20 protein-coding genes are annotated in these 20,757 nt (G+C 73.8%); 3 read left to right on the top strand and 17 right to left on the bottom strand.

All coding sequences use genetic code 11. The annotated features are described in order from the left end of the window. Positions 1–137: 137 nt before the first annotated feature. The 9 genes from ACRWND_RS03670 to infC all read right to left on the bottom strand — a co-directional run bounded on the left by ACRWND_RS03670 (position 138) and on the right by infC (position 9,283). The gene (locus ACRWND_RS03670; protein ID WP_431945779.1) at positions 138–431 is read right to left on the bottom strand and encodes a hypothetical protein; all 294 of its coding nucleotides are present in this window, start codon (positions 429–431) and stop codon (positions 138–140) included. A 78-nt stretch (positions 432–509) separates the two neighbouring features. Then, positions 510–1,709, bottom strand: coding sequence for a PP2C family protein-serine/threonine phosphatase (locus tag ACRWND_RS03665; RefSeq protein ID WP_431945777.1), 1,200 nt, complete (start codon positions 1,707–1,709; stop codon positions 510–512). 216 nt (positions 1,710–1,925) lie between these two features. Further along, on the bottom strand, positions 1,926–4,427 hold the full coding sequence (gene pheT, locus ACRWND_RS03660) for a phenylalanine--tRNA ligase subunit beta (RefSeq protein ID WP_431945775.1): 2,502 nt from the start codon (positions 4,425–4,427) through the stop codon (positions 1,926–1,928). Further along, positions 4,427–5,560 carry a phenylalanine--tRNA ligase subunit alpha gene (gene pheS / locus ACRWND_RS03655; protein ID WP_431945773.1) on the bottom strand — a complete coding sequence of 378 codons (1,134 nt, stop codon included), beginning with the start codon at positions 5,558–5,560 and terminating at the stop codon, positions 4,427–4,429. Before pheS ends, pheT begins: the two co-directional genes overlap by 1 nt. A gap of 135 nt (positions 5,561–5,695) precedes the next feature. After that, positions 5,696–6,772, bottom strand: coding sequence for an ATP-binding protein (locus tag ACRWND_RS03650; RefSeq protein WP_431945771.1), 1,077 nt, complete (start codon positions 6,770–6,772; stop codon positions 5,696–5,698). Between the two features lie 92 nt (positions 6,773–6,864). Next, on the bottom strand, positions 6,865–7,698 hold the full coding sequence (locus ACRWND_RS03645; RefSeq protein WP_431946032.1) for a TrmH family RNA methyltransferase: 834 nt from the start codon (positions 7,696–7,698) through the stop codon (positions 6,865–6,867). A gap of 109 nt (positions 7,699–7,807) precedes the next feature. Beyond that, positions 7,808–8,191, bottom strand: coding sequence for a 50S ribosomal protein L20 (gene rplT, locus ACRWND_RS03640; protein ID WP_018564305.1), 384 nt, complete (start codon positions 8,189–8,191; stop codon positions 7,808–7,810). A 100-nt stretch (positions 8,192–8,291) separates the two neighbouring features. Further along, a complete protein-coding gene (gene rpmI, locus ACRWND_RS03635; protein WP_018564306.1) occupies positions 8,292–8,486 on the bottom strand; it encodes a 50S ribosomal protein L35 in 195 nt (64 codons plus the stop codon). Between the two features lie 119 nt (positions 8,487–8,605). Next, positions 8,606–9,283, bottom strand: coding sequence for a translation initiation factor IF-3 (gene infC, locus ACRWND_RS03630; RefSeq protein WP_431946030.1), 678 nt, complete (start codon positions 9,281–9,283; stop codon positions 8,606–8,608). A 330-nt stretch (positions 9,284–9,613) separates the two neighbouring features. On the opposite strand from infC, the gene ACRWND_RS03625 reads away from it, so the two are divergent. Next, positions 9,614–9,991, top strand: a complete 378-nt coding sequence (locus ACRWND_RS03625) for a DUF1844 domain-containing protein (RefSeq protein ID WP_431945769.1) — start codon at positions 9,614–9,616, stop codon at positions 9,989–9,991. A gap of 91 nt (positions 9,992–10,082) precedes the next feature. Here the strand turns inward: ACRWND_RS03625 and ACRWND_RS03620 are convergent, their stop codons facing one another. From ACRWND_RS03620 to ACRWND_RS03610, 3 genes are all read right to left on the bottom strand, one after another. Continuing rightward, entirely contained in the window at positions 10,083–10,817 is a 735-nt protein-coding gene (locus tag ACRWND_RS03620; RefSeq protein ID WP_431945767.1) for an SseB family protein, read from the bottom strand. Positions 10,818–11,149: 332 nt separating this feature from the next. Continuing rightward, positions 11,150–12,343 carry a type VII secretion-associated serine protease mycosin gene (gene mycP, locus ACRWND_RS03615; protein WP_431945765.1) on the bottom strand — a complete coding sequence of 398 codons (1,194 nt, stop codon included), beginning with the start codon at positions 12,341–12,343 and terminating at the stop codon, positions 11,150–11,152. After that, entirely contained in the window at positions 12,340–13,530 is a 1,191-nt protein-coding gene (locus tag ACRWND_RS03610; RefSeq protein WP_431945763.1) for a hypothetical protein, read from the bottom strand. Before ACRWND_RS03610 ends, mycP begins: the two co-directional genes overlap by 4 nt. A gap of 146 nt (positions 13,531–13,676) precedes the next feature. On the opposite strand from ACRWND_RS03610, the gene ACRWND_RS03605 reads away from it, so the two are divergent. Next, the gene (locus ACRWND_RS03605; RefSeq protein WP_431945761.1) at positions 13,677–14,879 is read left to right on the top strand and encodes an amino acid deaminase/aldolase; all 1,203 of its coding nucleotides are present in this window, start codon (positions 13,677–13,679) and stop codon (positions 14,877–14,879) included. Positions 14,880–14,936: 57 nt separating this feature from the next. Here ACRWND_RS03605 and ACRWND_RS03600 read toward each other — a convergent pair whose 3' ends face one another. The 4 genes from ACRWND_RS03600 to ACRWND_RS03585 are packed head-to-tail and all read right to left on the bottom strand — an operon-like array spanning position 14,937 to position 19,523. Next, entirely contained in the window at positions 14,937–15,887 is a 951-nt protein-coding gene (locus tag ACRWND_RS03600; protein WP_431946028.1) for a DUF2510 domain-containing protein, read from the bottom strand. A 41-nt stretch (positions 15,888–15,928) separates the two neighbouring features. Beyond that, positions 15,929–16,729, bottom strand: a complete 801-nt coding sequence (locus ACRWND_RS03595; protein WP_431945759.1) for a 3-oxoacyl-ACP reductase — start codon at positions 16,727–16,729, stop codon at positions 15,929–15,931. Between the two features lie 8 nt (positions 16,730–16,737). Next, positions 16,738–18,126 carry an aldehyde dehydrogenase family protein gene (locus tag ACRWND_RS03590; RefSeq protein ID WP_431945757.1) on the bottom strand — a complete coding sequence of 463 codons (1,389 nt, stop codon included), beginning with the start codon at positions 18,124–18,126 and terminating at the stop codon, positions 16,738–16,740. 8 nt (positions 18,127–18,134) lie between these two features. Further along, positions 18,135–19,523 (bottom strand): glutamine synthetase family protein, encoded by a 1,389-nt coding sequence (locus ACRWND_RS03585; protein WP_431945755.1) that lies wholly within the window; start codon positions 19,521–19,523, stop codon positions 18,135–18,137. A 105-nt stretch (positions 19,524–19,628) separates the two neighbouring features. On the opposite strand from ACRWND_RS03585, the gene ACRWND_RS03580 reads away from it, so the two are divergent. Next, entirely contained in the window at positions 19,629–20,312 is a 684-nt protein-coding gene (locus ACRWND_RS03580) for a gamma-glutamyl-gamma-aminobutyrate hydrolase family protein (RefSeq protein WP_431945753.1), read from the top strand. Here the strand turns inward: ACRWND_RS03580 and ACRWND_RS03575 are convergent. Further along, entirely contained in the window at positions 20,296–20,748 is a 453-nt protein-coding gene (locus ACRWND_RS03575; protein ID WP_431946026.1) for an N-acetyltransferase family protein, read from the bottom strand. The genes ACRWND_RS03580 and ACRWND_RS03575 overlap by 17 nt on opposite strands. Positions 20,749–20,757: the final 9 nt, after the last annotated feature.

The raw sequence follows: 20,757 nt of genomic DNA, 5'->3' as shown, positions 1-20,757 counted from the left end.
GCCGCAGAGCGCGCTCCGCGGCGGCCGGCGTCGTCAGCGCGTTCTTACGCTCACCGGCGGTGAGTTGCGCCCGGCCCGTACGACTCGCACCCTCCGCATCGTCCGCGACCTCCGCACACGGCGCACGACGCGCGGTCTCACCCCGCGCCGTCGGGGTGCGGCATCAGCACCACGCGGTGCGCCCCCGCATCGGCCGCAACCACCCTGTCGCACGCGGCGACGACCGTGATCCCCGCTGCCGCCACGCGCCGCAGTTCGCTCCACGCGCCGCGGCTGATCACGGTCGTCGTGACGGAAGGACCCCGGCTCCAGGGTGCGTTGTTGAGGGCGAGTTGCAGAGCGGACCGCTGCGGCCCGGGCGGACCGACCACGGCGATCAGTTCTCCCGTGGGCGTGGACAGATCGGCTCCGGCGACGGTGGGGGTTGCCATGCCTGCCCCTCTCCTCATTCTGGCCGGTGACACGAGCTCGGGGTGTTCTGCTCGGTTTCGACCCAGGTTTACCAAGGATCAGCCGGAATCAAGGGCACGGCACTCCGGGAACTTCCGTCGTGGTGCGGGCGTGGGCGCCCCGTGAGCACCCGCCTGCGTGGGCACGCGCGGGACGTCCCGGTGGAGCACGAGCAACGCCATGTCGTCGGTGAGTCGCCCGCGGGTGTGCTGGAGGAACGCGGCCCGCACCGTCTCGACCAGGGCCCCCGCGGACAACACGGCTCCGTGGCCGGCCTCCTGAGCGGCCCTCTCCAGGACCGGTGACAGCGCGAAGAACTCTCCCGCGGTGTCCCGGGCGTCCGTCACGCCGTCGGTGTGCAGGAAGAGCGCCTGGCCGGGCAGGAGTTCCCCACAGGGGACGGCCTTCGCGCCGCGAGCGGGGTCGAACAGGCCGAGCGGCGGCAGCGGTTCACCGGCGTCCAGCGGTCGGGCGCTCGGCGGCCCCGCGCGGCCGGGGCAGAGCCGGTACGGCTGCGGGTGGCCGCAGTTGACGACCTGGACACCGCAGTCGTCGTCGAGTTCGAGCAGTATCAGCGTCACGAACTCCTCGGCCGCGTACGGGCGTTCCCGCAGGTGCCGGTGGAGCGCGCGGTCCAGGCGGCGGAGCACGCCACCGAGTTCCGGCTCCTCGTGCGCGGCCTCACGGAAGCTGCCGAGCAATGCCGCGACGGTGCCGACGGCCTCGAGGCCGTGGCCGCGCACGTCCCCGATGACCGCGCGCACCCCGTAGGGCGTGGCGAGGACTTCGTAGAGGTCGCCTCCGACGCGGGCGCCGCGGCTGGCCGAGAGGTGGTAGCCGGCCACCGCGAGGCCGCTCACACGGTGCGGCAGCGGGGGCAGCAGCGCCTGCTGGGCGGCGAGGGCGATCTCCTGGGTGCGGTCGAGTTCGGCGGTGAGGCGCGCTCTGCGGTCGGCGAGCCAGAGGCAGACGAGCAGGACGGCGACGACGGCGACCTCGGTGCCCAGCCGCTGCCCGGTGTCGGGGACCGCGACGGCGGCCACGGCGAGCCCGCCGCCGACCAGCACGCAGCGGCGGCGGCCCGTGCCGGCGCAGGCGAGCGCGGGGGCGGCGACCGCGGCGGGCGCCCACTGGGCTCCCCCCGGCACCGTGTACACCAGACCCAGGACCGCGGCCACCCACACTCCGGGAAGCGACAGGATCACCAGCCCCCGCGCCCTGGTGCCGCTCCGGCGGCTCGCCGGCCTGGGTCGGATCATGCCTCGGGGCTCCCCCTGCAGCCGTTGACGCGGCTGACGACGACACAGCCCCCGCGTCGAGTGGGCCCTGGTTCCGATCGATTGTGGCGACTGGGCACGAGGAACCGGATATCGAACGAAGGCATTTCACCCGATCGGGCTACGTGACCGGCGGGAACGCCCGTGGGGCGCCCCCGGCGGACCGGGGGCGCCCCACGGGAGCGCGACATCGCGGGGTCAGGCGCCGCGCAGCACGGCTCCCGTGCGCTCCGCCGCGGCGGAGACGGCCGCGTCACGGGCCGCGGAGGCCTCCTCCGCGGTGAGCGTGCGGTCCGGGGCCCGGAAACGCAGGCTGTAGGCCAGCGACTTCCTGCCCGTGCCGATCTGCTCACCGGTGAAGATGTCGAACAGGCGCAGGGACTCGAGCAGTTCTCCGGCACCGGAGCGCAGGGCACCCTCCACCTCGGCGGCCGGGACGGAGTCGTCCACGACCAGGGCGACGTCCTGGGTGGCCACCGGGAAGGCGGACACCCGGGGCGCGACGACGGGGCCGCCGGAGGCGCGCTCCAGGCCGCCGAGGTCGAGCTCCAGGGCGGAGGTGCGCTCCGGCAGGTGCATCGCCTTGATCACCCGCGGGTGCAGTTCGCCCGCGGCACCGACGAGCACCTCCTCACCGTCGACGACCGCACACAGCGCGGCGCAGCGGCCGGGGTGGAAAGGGGCCTGCTGGTCCTGGCGGACGATCAGCTCAACCCCGGCCTCGGCGGCGACGACCCGCCCGGCCTCGATGGCGTCGGCCCACTGCGCGGGACGGCCCGTGCCCCACCAGCCCGCCTGCTCACGGGCGCCGGTCAGGACGACCGCGACGTGCCGCGGCTGCGGCGGAAGGGCGGCGTCGAGCGCGGCGATCTCGGCGTCGGTCGGGCGCCGGTCGACGGGCAGCCGCGGCGGCGCGCTCTCCTCGCCGCTGGGACGGAAGACCAGGCCGGTCTCGAAGAGCGCGAGGTCGTGCGCGCCGCGGCCGATGTTGCGGCGCAGAGCGCCGAGCAGGCCGGGGAGCAGCGTGGTACGGAGTGCGGGCTCCTCGTCCGAGAGCGGGTTGGCCAGCGTGGCGGTGACGCGGCGCGGGTCGTCCGCGTCGAGGCCGAGCTGGTCGAAGACGGCCTCGCCGAGGAACGGGTAGTTCTGCACCTCGACGTAGCCGGCGCCCGCCAGCGCCCGGCCGACACGGCGGCGCAGCTTCTGCGACTCCGTCAGACCGCGTCCCGAGGGCGGCTTCGGCAGGGTGGAGGGCAGGTTCTCGTAGCCCTCCAGGCGGATGACCTCCTCGGCGAGGTCGTTGGGGTCGCGCAGGTCGGGCCGCCAGGACGGCACGGTGACGATGAGCTCGTCGGCGCCGTAGACGTCGCAGCCGACCTGCTGCAGGCGCCGCACCACGGTCTCACGGCCGTACGCCATGCCCGCCACCTTGTCCGGGTGGTCCGCGGGAATGGTGATGGTGTGCGGCGCGGAGGGCGCGATGACCTCGGTGACACCGGCCTCGGCGGTGCCGCCCGCGAGCAGCACCAGCAGGTCGACGGTGCGCTGCGCGGCGGCTGCGGCGGCCTGCGGGTCCACACCGCGCTCGAAGCGCTTGGACGCCTCGGAGGAGAGCTTGTGGCGGCGCGCGGTGCGGGCGATGGCGACCGGGTCGAAGTGCGCGGCCTCGATGACGACGTCGGTCGTGGACGCGCCGGTGTCGTCGATCTCGGTGGTGGCGCCGCCCATGACACCGGCCAGGCCGATCGGGCCGTGGTTGTCGGTGATCACCAGGTCCTCCGGGTCGAGGACGCGGACCTGGCCGTCGAGCGTGGTCAGCTTCTCGCCCGGCTGGGCCCGGCGGACGCCGATGGCGCCCTCGATGCGGTGCCGGTCGTAGGCGTGCAGGGGCTGGCCCAGCTCGAGCATCACGTAGTTGGTGACGTCCACGGCGAGCGAGATCGGGCGCATGCCGGCCTTCTGCAGCCTGCGCTGCAGCCAGATCGGGGAGCGCGCCTCCGGGTCCAGGCCGGTGACGGTGCGCGCGGTGAAGCGGTCGCAGCCGACCGGGTCGGCGACCTGCACCTCGTACCCGTAGGAGTTCGGGCCGGGGACGTCGAGCAGCGCCGGGTCGCGCAGTGGCAGACCGTAGGCGATGGCCGTCTCGCGGGCGACACCGCGCATCGACAGGCAGTAGCCGCGGTCGGGGGTGACCGCGATGTCGAGCACCTCGTCGACGAGCTCCAGCAGCTCGATGGCGTCGGTGCCGGCCTCGTGCTCCGGCGGCAGGACGATGATGCCGTCGTGGTCGTCGCCCATGCCGAGCTCGCGGGCGGAGCAGATCATGCCGTGCGAGTTGCGGCCGTAGGTCTTGCGCGCCGAGATCTCGAAGTTCCCGGGCAGGACGCCGCCGGGGAGGATGACGACGACCTTGTCGCCGACGGCGAAGTTGGTCGCGCCGCAGACGATCTCCTGCGGCTCGCCGGTGCCGTTGGCGGTGCCGACGTCGACGGTGCAGAAGCGGATGGGCTTCTTGAACCCGGTCAGCTCCTCGATGGTGAGCACCTTGCCGACCACCAGCGGGCCCTTGAGGCCGGCGCCGAGCTGCTCGACGGTCTCGACCTCGAGCCCGGCGGAAATGAGCTTGGCCTGGACGTCGCGGCCGGACTCGCCGGCAGGCAGGTCGACGTACTCCCGCAGCCAAGAAAGCGGGACCCGCATCAGATCTCCATCCCGAACGGAAGGGTGAACCGCACGTCACCCTCGACGATGTCTCGCATGTCCTCGACGTTGTGACGGAACATCAGCATGCGCTCGATGCCGAAGCCGAAGGCGAAACCGCTGTACTTCTCCGGGTCGACGCCGCAGGCGGTCAGCACCCGGGGGTTGACCATGCCGCAGCCGCCCAGCTCGATCCAGCCCTCGCTGCCGCAGGTGCGGCAGGGACGGTCCGGGTTGCCGACGGACTCGCCGCGGCAGACGTAGCAGACCATGTCCATCTCGGCCGACGGCTCGGTGAAGGGGAAGTAGTTCGGGCGGAGCCGGGTGGTGATGTCCTCGCCGAAGAGCGACTGGACCATGTGGTCCAGGGTGCCCTTGAGGTCCGCCATGGTCAGGCCCTCGTCGACGGCGAGCAGCTCGACCTGGTTGAAGACCGGGGTGTGGGTGGCGTCCAGCTCGTCCGAGCGGTAGACCCGGCCGGGGCAGATCACGTACACCGGCGGCTCGCGGTCGAGCAGGGAGCGGATCTGCACCGGGGAGGTGTGCGTGCGCAGCACGACGCCGCTCTCCTCCGCGCCGGAGCCGGCGGGCCGGTCGCCCTCGACGAAGAAGGTGTCCTGCATGGTGCGGGCCGGGTGGTCCGCCCAGATGTTGAGGGCGTCGAAGTTGAACCACTCGGCCTCGACCTCGGGGCCCTCGGCCACCTCGTAGCCCATGGCCACGAAGATGTCCTCGATGCGCTCGGACAGCGTGGTCAGCGGGTGCCGGGCGCCGCGCGGGGTCCGGTCGTACGGCAGGGTGACGTCCACCGCCTCCTCGACCAGCACCCGCTCGTCCCGCTCGTTCTCCAGCACCTCCTGCCGGGCCTTGAGCGCCTGGTTGACCGCGCCGCGGGCCTGGCCGACCCGCTTGCCGGCCTCCGCCTTCGCGTGCGGCGGCAGCGCGCCGATCTCACGGTTGGCGAGGGCGAGCGGCGAGCGGTCCCCGGTGTGGGCCACCTTGACCTCGCGCAGCGCGTCGAGGTCGGCGGCCTCGGCGATCGCGGCGAGCGCCTCGTCGCGCCGGCGCTCGATCTCTTCCGGTTTCAGTGCCTCGACCTCGACAGGGTCGTACGACTTGTTCGGTGCCGACATTTCTTCCCGTTCCGATGTGGGTGATGGCGTGGCCGACCTGCCTGCCCGACCGCTGAATGCCAAGGGTCGAGTCTATCGGGGCCACGGGGAAAGCCTGGTCACGCCCGTCGGGGCCGGTGGATCACCACGCGATGCTCAGGCCGTGAAGGCCGGCGCCCCGACGGGCAGGATAAATCGGAACTGGGCGCCCTTGCCGGGCGCGCGGCCCACCGTGATGGTGCCGCCGTGGGCCTCGACGATGCCCTTGACGATATAGAGCCCCAGGCCCGTGCCACCGCGCTTGCTGCCCCGCCAGAAGCGGGTGAATACGCGGTTCATGGACTCCTCCGGGATGCCGGGCCCCTCGTCACTCACGGTCACCGCTGTTCCGGACCATCCGCGCTCGCGCGGCGACGACGAGGGCGCCACATCAATGGTGACAGTTCCCTCGCCGTGGCGCACGGCGTTTTCCAGCAGGTTCCCCAGGATCTGGTCGACCTTGTCGGGGTCGGCCCACAGGGACGGCAGCGCCCCCGCGACCCGCACGGCGAAGCGGTCCGCGGGCTGTCCGGCGGCCACGAGCGCTTCCACGTGCCGGCGCACGGCCGCGGCGATGTCGACCGGCTGGCGGCGCACCTCCAGGCGGCCGGAGTCGATGCGGGAGATGTCGAGCAGCTCGGCGATCAGCCGGGTGACGCGGCCCGCGTCGGCGTGCACGGTCTCCAGCATGAGTTTCTTCTGGTCCTCGGTGAAGCGTTCCCACTTCGCCAGCAGGGTGGCGGTGAAGCCTTTGACGGAGATGAGCGGGGAGCGCAGCTCGTGCGCGACGGTGGCGATCAGCTCGGCGTGGCTGCGCTCGGTGCGCCGCCGTGCCTCGGTGCCGCGCAGCGCGACCACCAGCCGGCGCACCGGGCCGGTGGGGTGGTCGCGGACGTACCTCGCGCACACGAGCACCTCGCGGCCGCCGGGGAGCAGCAGATTGCGCTCGGGCTGCCCCGTCCTGGTGGCCAGGCCCTGGTACGGGTCGGTCAGCTGCCACCAGCGGCGTCCGTCCAGGTCCTCCAGGGGCAGGGCCTGCTCGATGGGGCGGCCGAGGACGTCCGCGGGGTCGAGCGCGGTGATCCGGGCGGCGGCGGCGTTGAAGCAGCGCACGAGGCCGTGCTCGTCGGCGACGACGAGGCCGTCGGGGAGCTCGTCAGGGGTGATGCCGCAGTCGGTCAGGACAGGCGGCATTCTCTCCGGCGCGTGCGACGGCCTGCCGCCGGTCATCTGGACGTCCATCCCCGTAACCCCCTCTCAGGGCGGTCCCCGAAGGCGTCACCTTACTAGCTCACCGTCACTGAGCGGCACCCTCCGGGAGCACGCTGCGCGCGGGCGGACGCATAGAGGCACACGGCGGCCGCCGTGGCGAGGTTCAGGCTCTCCGCGCGCCCGTGGATGGGAACGCGCACCACCTCGTCCGCGAGTGCGCGGGTCTCCTCCGGCAGGCCCCAGGCCTCGTTGCCGAAGATCCAGGCGGTGGGGCCGCCCATCGTGCCCTCGTCGAGTTCGGCGTCCAGGTCGCGCTCCCCCGCGCCGTCGGCGGCGAGCAGCCGCACGCCGGCCCCGCGCAGACCGTCGACCACGGTCCGCATGGGGACTCCGACGCTGACCGGGAGGTGGAAGAGGCTGCCCACGGAGGCGCGTACGGCCTTGGGGTTATACAGGTCCACGGAGGCGTCGGTGAGGACGACCGCCTCCGCACCGGCCGCGTCCGCGCAGCGCAGCACAGTGCCGGCGTTGCCGGGGTCGCGCACATGGGCGAGGACGGCGACGAGTTTCGGCCGGGCGCGCAGCACCTCCTCGAACGGGGTGTCCAGGAAGCGACAGAGGCCGATGACGCCCTGCGGGGTGACGGTGTCCGACATCTCGGCGACGACCTCGTCGGTCGCGGTGAGCACGGGTACCCGGGCGGCGCGCGCGGCGGCGAGGATCCCCTCGTGCCGGGCGGCGGCCTCGGGGGTGACGTAGACCTCGACCAGGTGGGCCATGGCCTCGCGCACGGCCTGCGGTCCCTCGGCGAGGAAGCGCCGCTCCTTGCCGCGGAAGCTGCGCTTGGCCAGGCGACGCGCGGCGACGACGCGGGGGGATCGCAGGGAGGTCAGCTCGGGGCCGGGCATGACGGTTGCACTCACTTCGGTCGGGGTCCGCCCGGAGGCGCGGCGCGGCGCTCCGGGAACACAGCACGGACCCGCAGGCACAGGGCCTGCGGGTCCGGGAGAGCCTGGGTCAGGCCGCCTTGGGGGCGTTGACGTCGCTCGGCAGGGCCTTCTGGGCCACCTCGACCAGCGCGGCGAACGCGTTGGCGTCGTTCACGGCCAGCTCGGCGAGGATCTTGCGGTCCACCTCGACGTTGGCGGCCTTCAGACCCTGGATGAAGCGGTTGTAGGTGATGCCGTTGGCGCGGGCAGCGGCGTTGATGCGCTGGATCCACAGCTGACGGAAGTCGCCCTTGCGCTTCTTGCGGTCGTTGTAGTTGTAGACGAGGGAGTGGGTGACCTGCTCCTTCGCCTTGCGGTACAGGCGGGAACGCTGGCCGCGGTAGCCGCTGGCCTGCTCGAGGATCGCCCGGCGCTTCTTCTGGGCGTTGACTGCCCGCTTGACGCGTGCCACTAGATAACTCCTTCTAAGGGACCGTGGTGGTGCTCACACGGCCCGAAAACGAATGGGTCCCGGTCCAGCATCGCGCCCCCTGGTCGAAGGGGGCGTGCCGTCACTTGCCGAGAAGCTTCTTGATCTTCTTGGCGTCGGGCTTGGCCAGGACGACAGTGCCGGTCAGGGCACGGGTCTTCGTCGACGGCTTGTGCTCAAGCAGGTGGCGCTTGCCGGCGCGCTCGCGGATCACCTTGCCGGAGCCGGTGATCTTGAATCGCTTGCTCGCACCGCTGTGGGTCTTGTTCTTCGGCATGCGCCGTAGTCTCCTCGTCGCTGGCCCTCCCGTCCGCCCTGGGGGCGGACGGAGAGCGTCAGTCCTTCATTGCATTGCCCGGAGCGGGCTCCGGGTCCTGGCGACGCCGTCGGACGGCGTCAGCTGGCGTCGGCGGGAGCGTCCTGCTCGGCCTGCTCCTGCTCCTGCCCGTCGTCGTCCTTCGGCAGGCGACCGGCCTTGCGGGCGGCCTGCGCCTCGCGGGCCTCGGCCATCGCCTCGGTCTTCTTCTTGTGCGGACCGAGGACCATGATCATGTTGCGGCCGTCCTGCTTCGGCGAGGACTCCACGAAGCCCAGGTCCTGGACGTCGTCGGCGAGCCGCTGCAGCAGTCGGAAGCCCAGCTCGGGGCGCGACTGCTCACGACCGCGGAACATGATCGTGATCTTGACCTTGTCGCCCTGCTTGAGGAACCGGACGACATGACCCTTCTTGGTGTCATAGTCGTGCGGGTCGATCTTCGGCCGGAGCTTCATCTCCTTGATGACCGTGTGCGCCTGGTTCTTGCGCGCCTCACGGGCCTTCATGGCCGACTCGTACTTGAACTTGCCGTAGTCCATGAGCTTGCAGACCGGCGGACGTGCGGTCGCCGCCACCTCGACCAGGTCGAGGTCGTACTCCTGCGCAAGCTCCAGTGCCTTGGCAAGCGGCACGATGCCGACCTGCTCGCCACTGGGACCGACGAGTCGCACCTCGGGGACGCGAATCCGGTCGTTGATGCGGGGCTCGGCGCTGATGGGGCCTCCTCGGTAGCACCACGCGACTGACTCGACTGCCAGGCGCGTAACGTTGAAAAACGTGGTCCGGCCCGTAAGGAGGCGTGAAAAACGCCCCGTACGGGTCACAGGCGGATGCTCCTCACAACCGGGAGCACCGCCGCGGCATTCCCGCGGGGCGCATCGGGCGCTGGGTCCTCGTCCGGGGACACGGCGCCTGACCGGTGACCCGCCGCCCTCGAGGCCGGCAAGGTGGGAGATCGGAGCCTCCACTTGTGGGCTGGAGCGCTCCGTTTCCATGACGTCCACGGGGTGTCCAGCCGGTCGATCGTCAAGCATACCAGTCTCCGGGCGCAGACCGTAATCGGGCGGCGTGGCCCTATCGTGTGAGACATGAGTGACGCCAGCCCCCAGCACGAGTCCCCTTCCGCGGACCGCCCCGACTTCGACGAGCTGACCCGCGACATCGCGGACGTCCCGGCCGTCGAGGTGATCACCACGGTCGCGGTGCACCTGATGAGTGCGGCGGCGGTGAACCTCGGCCTCGCGGAGGACGGCGACCAGCACAAGGACCTCGACGAGGCGCGCAAGCTGATCACCGCGCTGGCCGGCCTGGTCACCGCCGGCGCGACCGAGATCGGCTCCTACCACGCCGCCCCGCTGCGGGACGGCCTGAAGTCGCTGCAGCTCGCCTTCCGCGAGGAGTCCGTCATCCCCGACGCTCCCGGCGAGGGCCCCGGCGAGAAGTTCACCGGCCCCGTCCACGGCTAGGACCTGCCTCGGGGACAGGGGCCGGGCGTGGCCCGGGTCCGGTTCCCTCGCGACGGCGTCGCCCCGGTGGGGCGGCGCCGTCGGCGCGTCCTCAGCGTGTGAAGAGGGGTTCGCCGGGCAGCGATGTGTCGGCCGGCAGCAGTGCCAGCTCGATGCCGCGCACCAGCGCGCCGCGCAGCACCTCGTCCGCCGCCAGCGCCGCGGAGACGCGCTCCGCGACCTGGCGCACGTCGGCTCCCCGGTCCAGGACCAGCCCGAGCGTGCCGTCGGCGGAGGACGAGGGGATGAGGTGCGCGCGCGCCACGTCCGGCGCCGTCCCCACCGCGGCCCGCAGGGCCTCGTGGACGGCGGGGTCGGCCAGCGGGTCCGTGCCCGCCCGGCCCGAGGCGACGGCGCGCAGAGCCGCGCCGGTCAGCGCGTACGGCACCGGTCCCGCCATGTCGATCAGCAGGGTGTCCGCCTTCTCGTGGGCGAGCGCCTGCAGCGCCTGCCCCAGCGGTACGGCCACCGGCCGCGCGTCGGGCCGCCAGCGCGCGAGGGCCTGCGTGGAGGTGAACGCCGGGAGCGCCCTGCGCCCGTCGGGCGCCTGGATGGTGGGCACCGCCATGTCGCTGGTCTTCTCACGGCGCAGCCCGTCCGGGCCCTCCTCGACCTCGCCGAGCAGCGCCACCACCGGCACGAGGAGACGGGCGCCCGCGAGCGCCGCCAGCACCTCGGGTTCGGCCGACGGATCGGCGTCGTAGGCGGCGAGGGCCGCCGCGAGCCGGGGATCGGCGGTGCCGTCGTCGTCGGAGAAGCCGGGGTCGGGGATGTTCTTCAGAGCCACCACCCGAGGGTAGCGGGGGCGCCGGAAGCCGTCCGCCCACGCCCCCGCCGCGGCGGCACAGGATGCCCCGGTCCGGCGGACAAGCCGGTGGCAGCCGCCCCACGGCGGTACAGCGCAGGCAGGGGCAGCCGGCACGACCGCAGCCGTACCACGGCCGCTCGGGCGCCGGTGCCGCGTCCAGCCCTGCCCGCGGCCGTCGGGGACGGCGGCGTCCGGGCCCGCGCGCATGGGGCGGCCGACGCCGCCGCGGCGGGAACAGCGACGGCACAGGATGCACCGGTCCGACGGACGTGCGACGGCAGCCGCCCCACGACTGCGTACCGGTGCCGCGTTCAGCCGTAGCGGCGGCCGTCGGGGACGGCAGTGCGCCGGGGCCGCATCCGCAGCAGCGTCGCCGCCACGAGCAGTACGGCCCCTGCCGCCGCGCAGACCAGGGCGATCCCATCGCCCGCCGTCTTGCCGTCGTCGGCCGCGGCCGGCCGCGCGGCGTCGGGTCCGGCCCCGAAGTACTCGCGCGGGTGAGGGGCGGCGCTCGGCACGGGGGCCTCGGGCTCCAGTTTCGCCGCCGCCTTCAGCGCGGCCGCCGGGTCCACCATCCCGTGGCCGACGGCATCGTCACGGCCGCCCGCCGGGGTGTTCCGGGCGGTGTCCGCCAGCAGTCGCCTCACCTGTGCGGGGCTCAGCCGCGGGTAGGCGGAGCGGACCAGCGCGGCCACGCCCGATACGTACGCGGAGGCGGTGCTGGTGCCCCATCCCTCGTAATAGCGCCTGTTGGGGTCGGCGACGACGACGTCGACGCCGGGCGCGGCGACGGTGGCGTACCAGCGGCGGGTGGAGAAGGCGGCGCGGAAGCCGTAGCGGTCCACGGCGGTCACCGCGATGACACCCGGGTACGCCGCGGGGTAGGAGACCCGGTTGCCCTCCTCGCCGCCGTTGCCGGCGGAGGCGACGACGACCACGCCCTTGCGCAGGGCGTACTGGACCGCTTCGTCCTCCTGCGCCTCGGGGTGGGCGGTGCGGCTGTCGTCGCCCAGGGAGAGGTTGATGACGTCGGCGCCGTGGTCGGCGGCCCAGCGGATGCCCTCGGCGAGCGCGCTGCCTCGCTGGGTGCGGGCCTTCTTGCGCTGCGGGTCCTTCTCCTCCAGGATCACCCGCACCGGCAGGATCCTGGCCTCGGGTGCGATGCCCAGCACCCCTTCGGAGCGGCCGGGGCCGTGGCCGCGCCCGGCGATGATCCCTGCCATGCCGGTGCCGTGCTTGGCCCAGGTGGGGTCGCCGCGGCGCGCCCCGAAGCCGACCATGTCCTTGCCCTCGAGGACCTGCCCGGCCAGGTCCGGGTGAGTGCCGTCCACGCCCGTGTCGAGGACGGCGACGGTGACGCCCGCGCCCCTGGTCCGCTTCCAGGCGTCCCGCGCGTGCAGAGCGTCCAGCGCCCAGTCCGCGTCGCGTACGGCGTCGGCGTGGGCCGGGACGGCGGGCAGCAGGGCGAGGGCCGCTGCGGCCGCCGCGGCGGCCAGTCGCCTCATCGGGAACCCCCCGGGGGAGTGGCCGTCAGCGAGCGCGCGGCACGGCGGGCCCGGCGGTCGACGGCGTCGGCCAGCGCGTCGGCCTCGTGGCCCAGTCCGGCCTGGGCGGGCGCTGCGGTGGCGCCCTCGGCGACGGCCGCGGCGGCGGGCTGCGGAAGGGCGATCTCGCGGCCGTCGGCGAAACCGCTCACCGCGTACACGACGACAGGCAGATCGGCGGCGACCGCGACCGTCCAGCTGGCGCGCTGGCGGTCGCCGAAGCCCTCCGAGACGGTGCCGGGGAAGGCGACCGGACGCGGCATCAGGTCCCTTCGCGCGCCGAGCCGTTCGGAGCTCCAGCGGTCGTGCAGCCCACGCATCGTGGGCGCGTCGGCCTTGGTGACGAGCAGTCCGACCGTGGTCACGGCGCTCGAGGTGGCGTCGGTATAGGTGGCGCGCAGCAGCTTCACGCAGCCCGCGGGGCGCAGCACCTTCGCCAGCAGCGGGTCGAAGGCCTCCTGGCAGTCACCGGCCGGCGCCACGCCGATCCGCGTCCAGGTGCGGTCGGCGCCGCCCGGGCCGAGGCCCTTGCCGTGCAGGGTGGGCGGGAAGAGCGTGTCGACGGGCGTGCTGTGCCACAGGCCGCGGGCGAGGGCGAAGTCACGTCGGCTCGCCTCCGCCGCCGTGGGTTCGGGCGCGACCGGCTCGCGATCGATCCACATCCCGGCGCCCGCGCCCCCGAGCAGGCCCAGGCCCAGCACCAGGCACAGGGCGGCGGCTGCCGTCCGGGTCCGCGACCGCTCGGCGTGCCCGGGGCCCTGCGGCGGGCCGGGGGGGTACGGCGGCGGCGCGGCGGGCGGTAGGGGCGAGGACCAGGCCGCGGCCGGAGGGGGCGCGGGCGCGGGGGGCACGCCGCGCCCGCCCGTGGCCGGCGGGGGCGCTACGGACCCGGCCGGCTGGGCGGAGCCGGAGGGGCCCCGCTCGCCCGACGGGCGCTGGTACGGGGGCGGGGGCGCCGTGCCGTACACCTCCCGGGGCAGCCCGCGCTCCGGCTCGCCGGTGGCGGCGGTGGCGGCCCAGTGCGCCGGGGCGGAGACGTGGGCCGAGGTGGAGGTGTGCGGTGCGGAGTCCTGAGGCGGCGGTATAGGGGACGGAGGGGACCAGCTCGGCCGGGGGGTGGCTCCCCCGCTCTCGAAACCGGCGCTCACCCGGTGCCCCCTCACGGCCGCACGGCGGACGGCCTGTTCACACGATGACTGCGGCGTCACTCTACTGGGCCCGGCCACCTCACGACGCGTCAGTGCGGGAGACATGCCCCTACCGCGCGGTAGGGGCGTTCTGGCAAGCTGCGCGCATGTCTGATCGTGGAGCAGCTCGCGCCCGGTACGACCGGGCCACCGCCCACCTCGACGCGCCGCTGGCGATCGTGGACCTGGAGGCGTTCGACGCCAACGCGGACGACCTGGTCCGCAGGGCGGGCGGCAAGCCGATCCGGGTGGCGTCCAAGTCGGTGCGCTGCCGCGCGCTGTTGGAGCGGGTGCTGGAGCGGGACGGCTTCGCGGGGGTCATGTCGTTCACCCTCGCCGAATCGCTGTGGCTGGCGCGCTCGGGCTTCCGCGACGTCCTGCTGGCGTACCCGTCGGCGGACCGCTCCGGCTACGCGGAGCTGGCCGCGGACCCGAAGCTGGCGGGCGCGGTGACCGTCATGGTCGACGACGCGGCGCAGCTCGACCTCATCGACTCCTCGCGGTCGGGCGGCTCGGAGATCGTCCGGGTCTGCCTGGAGATGGACACCTCGCTGCGGATGCTGCGCGGCCGCGTGCGCGTCGGGGCGCTGCGCTCCCCGCTCCACCAGCCGGAGCAGATGGCGGAGCTGGCCCGCGGGGTGTCCCGGCGGCCGGGCTTCAGGCTGGTGGGGATCATGGCGTACGAGGGCCATGTGGCCGGTGTCGGCGACGCGGTCACCGGCCGGCCGCTGCGCTCGCGGGCCGTGCGGCTGATGCAGGCGGCGGCGCGCCGGGAGTTGGCGGCGCGGCGCGCGGAGGTCGTGCGGGCGGTGCGGGAGGTGGCGCCCGGGCTGGAGTTCGTCAACGGCGGCGGCACGGGCAGTGTGCAGAGCACGGCCGCCGAGGACGCGGTGACGGAGGTCGCCGCCGGGTCGGGGCTGTACGTGCCGCGGCTGTTCGACGACTACACCTCCTTCCGGGGCCGCCCGGCGGCGCTGTTCGCGCAGCCCGTGGTGCGGCGTCCGGGCGTGGGCGTGGTCACCGTCCTCGGCGGCGGCTACCCGGCCTCGGGGGCGGCGGGCCGTGACCGGCTGCCCGTCCCCTATCTTCCGGAAGGGCTGCGCTACGACCCGCAGGAGGGGCCGGGCGAGGTGCAGACGCCGCTGCTCGGGACGGCCGCCGACGACCTGCTGATCGGCGACAAGGTGTGGTTCCGGCACGCCAAGGCGGGCGAGTTGTGCGAGCGCTTCGACGCGCTGCGGCTCGTCGAGGGCGACCGGGTGGTGCGGACGGTGCCGACGTACCGCGGCGAGGGCCGGACGTTCCTCTGACATGCGCACGCCCCGGCCGGGAGGACCGGACCGGGGCGCCCGCGCGCGGGGGCGGGGTCAGGCGTCGGTGCCGCCGCCGGAACCCGCGGCCTTGATGCCCTTGGTGATCTCGTCCATCACGGCGAGGCCCGGCGCCTTGGGGTTGCTGTCGAAGCCGTAGCGGACCAGCACGAGCCGGTCGGGCTCCCAGGGCGAGGGGAAGACCAGCGACTGCACATGGCCGTCGTCGCCGTTCTTCGTCACGACCTTCCAGCGGACGTAGTAGCCCTTCTGCCCGGCGACGGTGACCGCGCCGGAGCCGGTGACCTCGTGCGAGGTGATGCCGCCGTAGATGTCGTCCCCGTAGGACTCCGCGGCGTTCCGCGCGATGTCCTCGGTCGCGGCCGCCTTGGGGGTGGTCGCCTCGATGCCCGCGCCGACGGCCGGCTCCGTGGTGACGCCGCCGCGCACGCAGGTGCGGGAGGTGTCGCCGGGGCACGGGTAGGGGCCCACGGTCAGGGCGGCGCGGCCGTAGCGGTCCGTCTGCCCCTTCCAGCCGTCCGGCACGGGGACGCTGATGCCGTCGAGGAGGTCCACGGCATAGCCCGGCTCGCTGTCCGGCGCGAGGGAGGGACCGCCCGGCATGTCCGGCATACCGGGCATGCCGCCGGGACCGTCCTCCGGACCGCCGCCCGAGTCGGGGCGGGGCGCGGACGCCGAGGGCCCGGGGGCGGCCGCCGGCGCGTCGCCGCCGCGGTTGAGGGCGACCACGCCGCCGATCACCGCGCCCCCCACCACGAGCGCGGCGACGACGGCTGCGGCGATCACCGCCCCGCGCCGACGGCCGCCCCCGCCGGACAAGACGTCGGCGGGGTACGGGGAAGCGCCCGGGGTGCCGGGCGCTTCCGCGGCGGGGGGCTGGGAGGAGCGGGTGTACTCGGTCCATTCGGTCCCGTCCCACCAGCGCTCGAGAGCGGGCCCGCTGCCTGTCTGCCCGGGTTCTGGGTACCAGCCGGGCGGGGTCGTCATGGTCACGGCGTCACCCTAAGGCCCGAACCTTAAGAATCCCGTCAGTCGGCCGGTCCGAGCGGGGTCACGTACGCCCCCGCGATACCCCCGTCCACCAGGAACTCCGCTCCCGTGATGAAGGACGCGTCGTCACTGGCGAGGAAGGCCACGGCCGCGGCGATCTCCTCGGCCTCCGCGAAGCGGCCCACCGGGATGTGCACCAGGCGGCGCGCGGCGCGCTCCGGGTCCTTGGCGAACAGCTCCCGCAGCAGCGGGGTGTTGACCGGCCCGGGGCACAGCGCGTTGACCCGGATGCCCTCCCTGGCGAACTGCACGCCCAGCTCGCGCGACATCGCCAGCACGCCGCCCTTGGACGCGGTGTACGAGATCTGCGAGGTCGCCGCGCCCATGACGGCCACGAAGCTCGCGGTGTTGATGATCGAGCCCTTGCCCTGGCGGCGCATGTAGGGCAAGGCCGCCTTGCAGCACAGGTAGACCGACGTGAGGTTGACCTCCTGGACACGGCGCCAGGCGTCGATGCCGGTGGTGAGGATCGAGTCGTCGTCCGGGGGAGAGATGCCCGCGTTGTTGAAGGCGACGTCCACCGAGCCGTAGGTGTCGTACGCCGCCTGGAACAGCGCCTCCACCTGATCGGCGTCGGTCACGTCGGCCTCGACGAACAGCCCGCCGGTCTCCTCGGCCGCCGCCTTGCCCGCGGCCTGGTCGATGTCGGCGCACACGACGTGCGCGCCCTCGGAGGCGAGCCGGCGCGCCGAGGCGAGCCCGATGCCGCTGCCCGCGCCGGTGACCACCGCCGTGCGGCCCACCAGGCGGCGGCACACCACTGATTCTGCTTGCGTCATTGCCGGGATCACTCCTCCGTGCTGATGAAGACGTTCTTGGTCTCGGTGAAGGCGGCCAGCGCGTCCGGGCCGAGTTCGCGGCCGATCCCGGACTGCTTGAACCCGCCGAAGGGTGTCCAGTAGCGCACCGAACTGTGGGAGTTGAGCGACAGGTTGCCGGCGGCGGTGCCCCGGGCCAGCCGCAGGGCGCGGCCGACGTCCCGGGTCCAGATCGAGCCGGACAGGCCGTACGCGGTGGCGTTGGCCAGGCGCAGCGCGTCGGCCTCGTCCTCGAAGGGGAGCACGACGGCGACCGGGCCGAACACCTCTTCGACCGCGACGCGTTCGGCCGGGTCCGCCGGGGTCAGCACGGTCGGCGGATACCAGAAGCCCTTGCCCTCCGGGGCCGTGCCGCGGATCGCGACCGGCGCGTCGGGGCCCACGTAGGAGCGGACGCGGTCGCGCTGCGCCGCGGAGATCAGCGGGCCCATGTCGGTCGCGGGGTCGGCGGGGTCGCCGACCCCGACGGCCAGGACGGCGGGCTCCAGCAGTTCCATGAAGCGGTCGTACGCCTGGCGCTGCACCAGGACGCGGGTACGGGCGCAGCAGTCCTGCCCCGCGTTGTCGAGGAAGGCCATCGGGGCGGTGGCCGCGGCGCGTTCGAGATCGGCGTCGGCGAAAACGATGTTGGGCGACTTGCCGCCGAGTTCGAGGGTGACCCGCTTGAGGGTGCGGGCGCAGGCGGCCATGATCTGCTTGCCGACCCGGGTCGAGCCGGTGAAGACGATCTTGGCGACGCCCGGGTGCTCGACCAGGGCCGCCCCCGCGACGGGGCCCTCGCCCGGCAGCACCTGGAAGAGGTGCTCGGGCAGACCCGCCTCCAGCGCCAGGTCCGCCAGGCGCAGCGCGGTCAGCGGAGTGGCCTCGGCGGGCTTGAGGACCACCGCGTTGCCCGCCGCGAGCGCCGGGGCGGCTCCCCACGCGGCGATGGGCATGGGGAAGTTCCAGGGCGCGACGACGCCGACGACGCCGAGCGGTTCGAGGAAGGTGACGTCGATGCCGCCGGGCACCGGGATCTGCCGGCCGCTGAGCCGTTCGACGCCGCCCGCCGCGTAGTCGAGCAGGTCGCGGACGTTGCCGGCCTCCCAGCGGGCGTTGGCCGCGGTGTGCCCGGCCTCGCGCACCTCCAGGGCGGCCAGTTCCTCGGCGTGGGCGTCCACGGTGGACGCGAAGCGGCGCAGCAGCCGCGCCCGGTCGGCCGGGGCCAGGGCCGCCCAGGCGCTCTGGGCGCGGGCCGCGCGGGCGACGGCGGCGTCGACGTCCTCCCGGCGCGCCGCGGGGACGGTGGCGATGACCTCCTCGGTGGCCGGGTCGAGCACGTCCAGTGCTTCGCGTGGTTCGTGTGGTGTGTCGGGCACGCGCTGCCTCACATGCGTTCGAAGGAGCGGAAGCGCTCCCAGTCGGTCACGGCGGTGTCGTAGGCGTCCTGTTCGACGCGGGCCATGTTCAGGTAGTGCTCGACGACCTCGTCGCCGAAGGCGTCGCGGGCGAGGGGGCTCGCCTCCCACAGTTCCGCGGCCTCGCGCAGCGTGGCCGGAACGCGCGGCACGCCGGCGCTGACGTAGGCGTTGCCGGTGACGGGCTCGGGGAGGGTGAGCTTCTGCTCGACGCCGTGCAGCCCGGCGGCGATCATCCCGGCTACGGCGAGGTAGGGGTTGACGTCGCCTCCCGGCACCCGGTTCTCCAGGCGCAGCGCCGACGGCGAGTGCCCGACCACCCGCAGCGCGCAGGTGCGGTTGTCCGGACCCCAGGCGACGGCGGTGGGGGCGAAGGAGCCGGGCCGGAACCGCTTGTACGAGTTGATGTTGGGTGCGTACAGCAGGGCGAAGTCGCGCAGCGCGGCGAGCTGCCCGGCCAGGAAGTGCCGCATCGTCTCCGACATGCCGCCGGGCTCGTCGCCCGCCTCTTCGCCCGCGAAGACCGGTCGCCCGTCCTCGTCGCGCAGCGAGAGGTGGATGTGGCAGGAGTTGCCCTCGCGCTCGTCGTACTTCGCCATGAACGTCAGCGCGTAGCCCTCCTGCGCGGCGATCGACTTGGCGCCGGTCTTGTAGACGCTGTGCTGGTCGCAGGTGACCAGGGCCTCGTCGAAGCGGAAGGCGATCTCGTGCTGCCCGAGGTTGCACTCGCCCTTGGCGGACTCCACACGCATCCCGGCGGCGCCCATCTCGTTGCGGATGCGGCGCAGCAACGGCTCGACGCGGCCGGTGCCCAGCAGGGAGTAGTCGACGTTGTACTGATTGGCGGGGGTCAGGCCGCGGTAGCCGTTCGACCAGGCCTGCTCGTAGGTGTCCCGGAAGACGATGAACTCCAGCTCGGTGCCCGCGTAGGCGGTCCAGCCGCGCTCGGCGAGCCGCTCGGTCTGGCGGCGCAGGATCTGCCGGGGCGAGGGGGCGACCGGTGCGCGGTCGTGGCCGGGCAGCCGCAGGTCCGCGATGACCAGCGCGGTGGCGGGGTCCCAGGGGGTGATCCGCAGGGTGCCGAGGTCGGGGTGCATCGCGAAGTCGCCGTAGCCCCGGTCCCAGGAGGACAGGGCGTAGCCGTCCACGGTGTTCATGTCCGCGTCGACGGCGAGCAGGTAGTTGCAGCCCTCGGTGCCGTGCTCGAGTACGTCGTCCAGGAAGTGCCGGGCGGCGAAGCGCTTGCCCTGGAGGCGCCCCTGCATGTCGGTGAAGGCGACGACGACCGTGTCGATCTCTCCGGAGTCGACATGTCGTCGAAGGTCGTCGGTGCTGAGCGGGGCTGTTCGGTGGACCACGAAGGATCACCTCTCCTACCGGCCGACAGGTGATCCAAAAGTACGGGCCGGGGGCCCGGTTGGGTACGGTGCGAGGAGAAATCCGCGCGTCGCAGGGAGGCTCGTGTGACCCGTCCGCTGATCGGTGTCAGCACCTACTGGGTCGAGTCGGCCCGCTGGGGCGGCTGGGAGCTGCCCGCCGCCCTGCTGCCGGCCGGATACCCCCTGCTCGTCCGGCGGTCCGGCGGCCTCGCCACGCTGCTCCCGCCCGACGACCCGGCCTACGCCGCGGAGGCCGTGGCCCGGCTGGACGGGCTGGTGGTCTCCGGCGGCCCGGACGTCGAGCCCGCGCGCTACGGCGCCGAGCCCGACCCGCGCACCGACCCGCCCGCTCGGGAGCGCGACGCCTGGGAGCTCGCCCTCGTCGAGGCCGCCCTCGCCGCCGGGGTGCCCCTGCTGGGCATCTGCAGGGGGATGCAGCTGCTCAACGTCGCCCTCGGCGGCACCCTCGCCCAGCACATCGAGGGCCACCGCGGCCCGGCCGCGGGCGTGTTCGGCAGCCACACCGTCAAGCCGGTCCCCGGTACGCGCTACGCCGAGGCGGTGCCGGAGGCCGTGACGGTGCCCACGTACCACCACCAGGCGGTGGACGTCCTCGGCCGCGGTCTGCTGGCGAGCGCCCACGCGGAGGACGGCACGCCCGAGGCCGTGGAACTTCCGGGCGACCGCTTCGCGCTGGGGGTGCAGTGGCACCCGGAGATGGACGAGGACGAGCGGGTGATGCGGGCTTTGATCAGAGCTGCATCTTGAAGCCCACGTGCGAGGCGGTGAAGCCGAGGCGCTCGTAGAAGCGGTGCGCGTCGGCCCGGGCCCGGTCCGAGGTGAGCTGCACCAGCGTGCACCCCAGACGGCGGGACTCCTCGACCGCCCACTCGATCATCCGCGTCCCCAGGCCGCCGCCGCGGGCGTCCCTGTGCACCCGTACCGCCTCGATGACCGACCGTGTGGCGCCGCGCCGCGACAGCCCCGGTATCACGGACAACTGCAGCACCCCGACGAGCGCGCCGTCCCGCTCCGCGACGACCACGTGCTGCCCGGGGTCGGCGGCGACGCGCTCGTACGCCGCATAGTAGGGCTCCAGGTCGTCCGGGGTCTCCCGGCCCCGCCCGAGGCCGTCGTCGGCGAACATCGCCACGACGGCGGGAATGTCGTCACGGGTCACGGGGCGGAATCGAAGGTCGCTCATGCCCGCAGC

The sequence above is a fragment of the Actinacidiphila sp. bgisy167 genome (assembly GCF_965342175.1).
Classification (GTDB): Bacteria; Actinomycetota; Actinomycetes; order Streptomycetales; family Streptomycetaceae; genus Actinacidiphila.
The sequence above is the reverse complement of the archived record's forward strand: the minus strand, read 5'-3'. Positions and strand labels throughout refer to the sequence as shown.

Bases quoted from the DNA above. Each gene is read 5' to 3' on its own strand.
- ACRWND_RS03670 (WP_431945779.1), bottom strand. From the start codon at position 431: ATGGCAACCCCCACCGTCGCCGGAGCCGATCTGTCCACGCCCACGGGA.
- ACRWND_RS03665 (WP_431945777.1), bottom strand. From the start codon at position 1,709: ATGATCCGACCCAGGCCGGCGAGCCGCCGGAGCGGCACCAGGGCGCGG.
- pheT (WP_431945775.1), bottom strand. From the start codon at position 4,427: ATGCGGGTCCCGCTTTCTTGGCTGCGGGAGTACGTCGACCTGCCTGCC.
- pheS (WP_431945773.1), bottom strand. From the start codon at position 5,560: ATGTCGGCACCGAACAAGTCGTACGACCCTGTCGAGGTCGAGGCACTG.
- ACRWND_RS03650 (WP_431945771.1), bottom strand. From the start codon at position 6,772: ATGCCGCCTGTCCTGACCGACTGCGGCATCACCCCTGACGAGCTCCCC.
- ACRWND_RS03645 (WP_431946032.1), bottom strand. From the start codon at position 7,698: ATGCCCGGCCCCGAGCTGACCTCCCTGCGATCCCCCCGCGTCGTCGCC.
- rpmI (WP_018564306.1), bottom strand. From the start codon at position 8,486: ATGCCGAAGAACAAGACCCACAGCGGTGCGAGCAAGCGATTCAAGATC.
- ACRWND_RS03625 (WP_431945769.1), top strand. From the start codon at position 9,614: ATGAGTGACGCCAGCCCCCAGCACGAGTCCCCTTCCGCGGACCGCCCC.
- mycP (WP_431945765.1), bottom strand. From the start codon at position 12,343: ATGAGGCGACTGGCCGCCGCGGCGGCCGCAGCGGCCCTCGCCCTGCTG.
- ACRWND_RS03605 (WP_431945761.1), top strand. From the start codon at position 13,677: ATGTCTGATCGTGGAGCAGCTCGCGCCCGGTACGACCGGGCCACCGCC.
- ACRWND_RS03600 (WP_431946028.1), bottom strand. From the start codon at position 15,887: ATGACGACCCCGCCCGGCTGGTACCCAGAACCCGGGCAGACAGGCAGC.
- ACRWND_RS03595 (WP_431945759.1), bottom strand. From the start codon at position 16,729: ATGACGCAAGCAGAATCAGTGGTGTGCCGCCGCCTGGTGGGCCGCACG.
- ACRWND_RS03575 (WP_431946026.1), bottom strand. From the start codon at position 20,748: ATGAGCGACCTTCGATTCCGCCCCGTGACCCGTGACGACATTCCCGCC.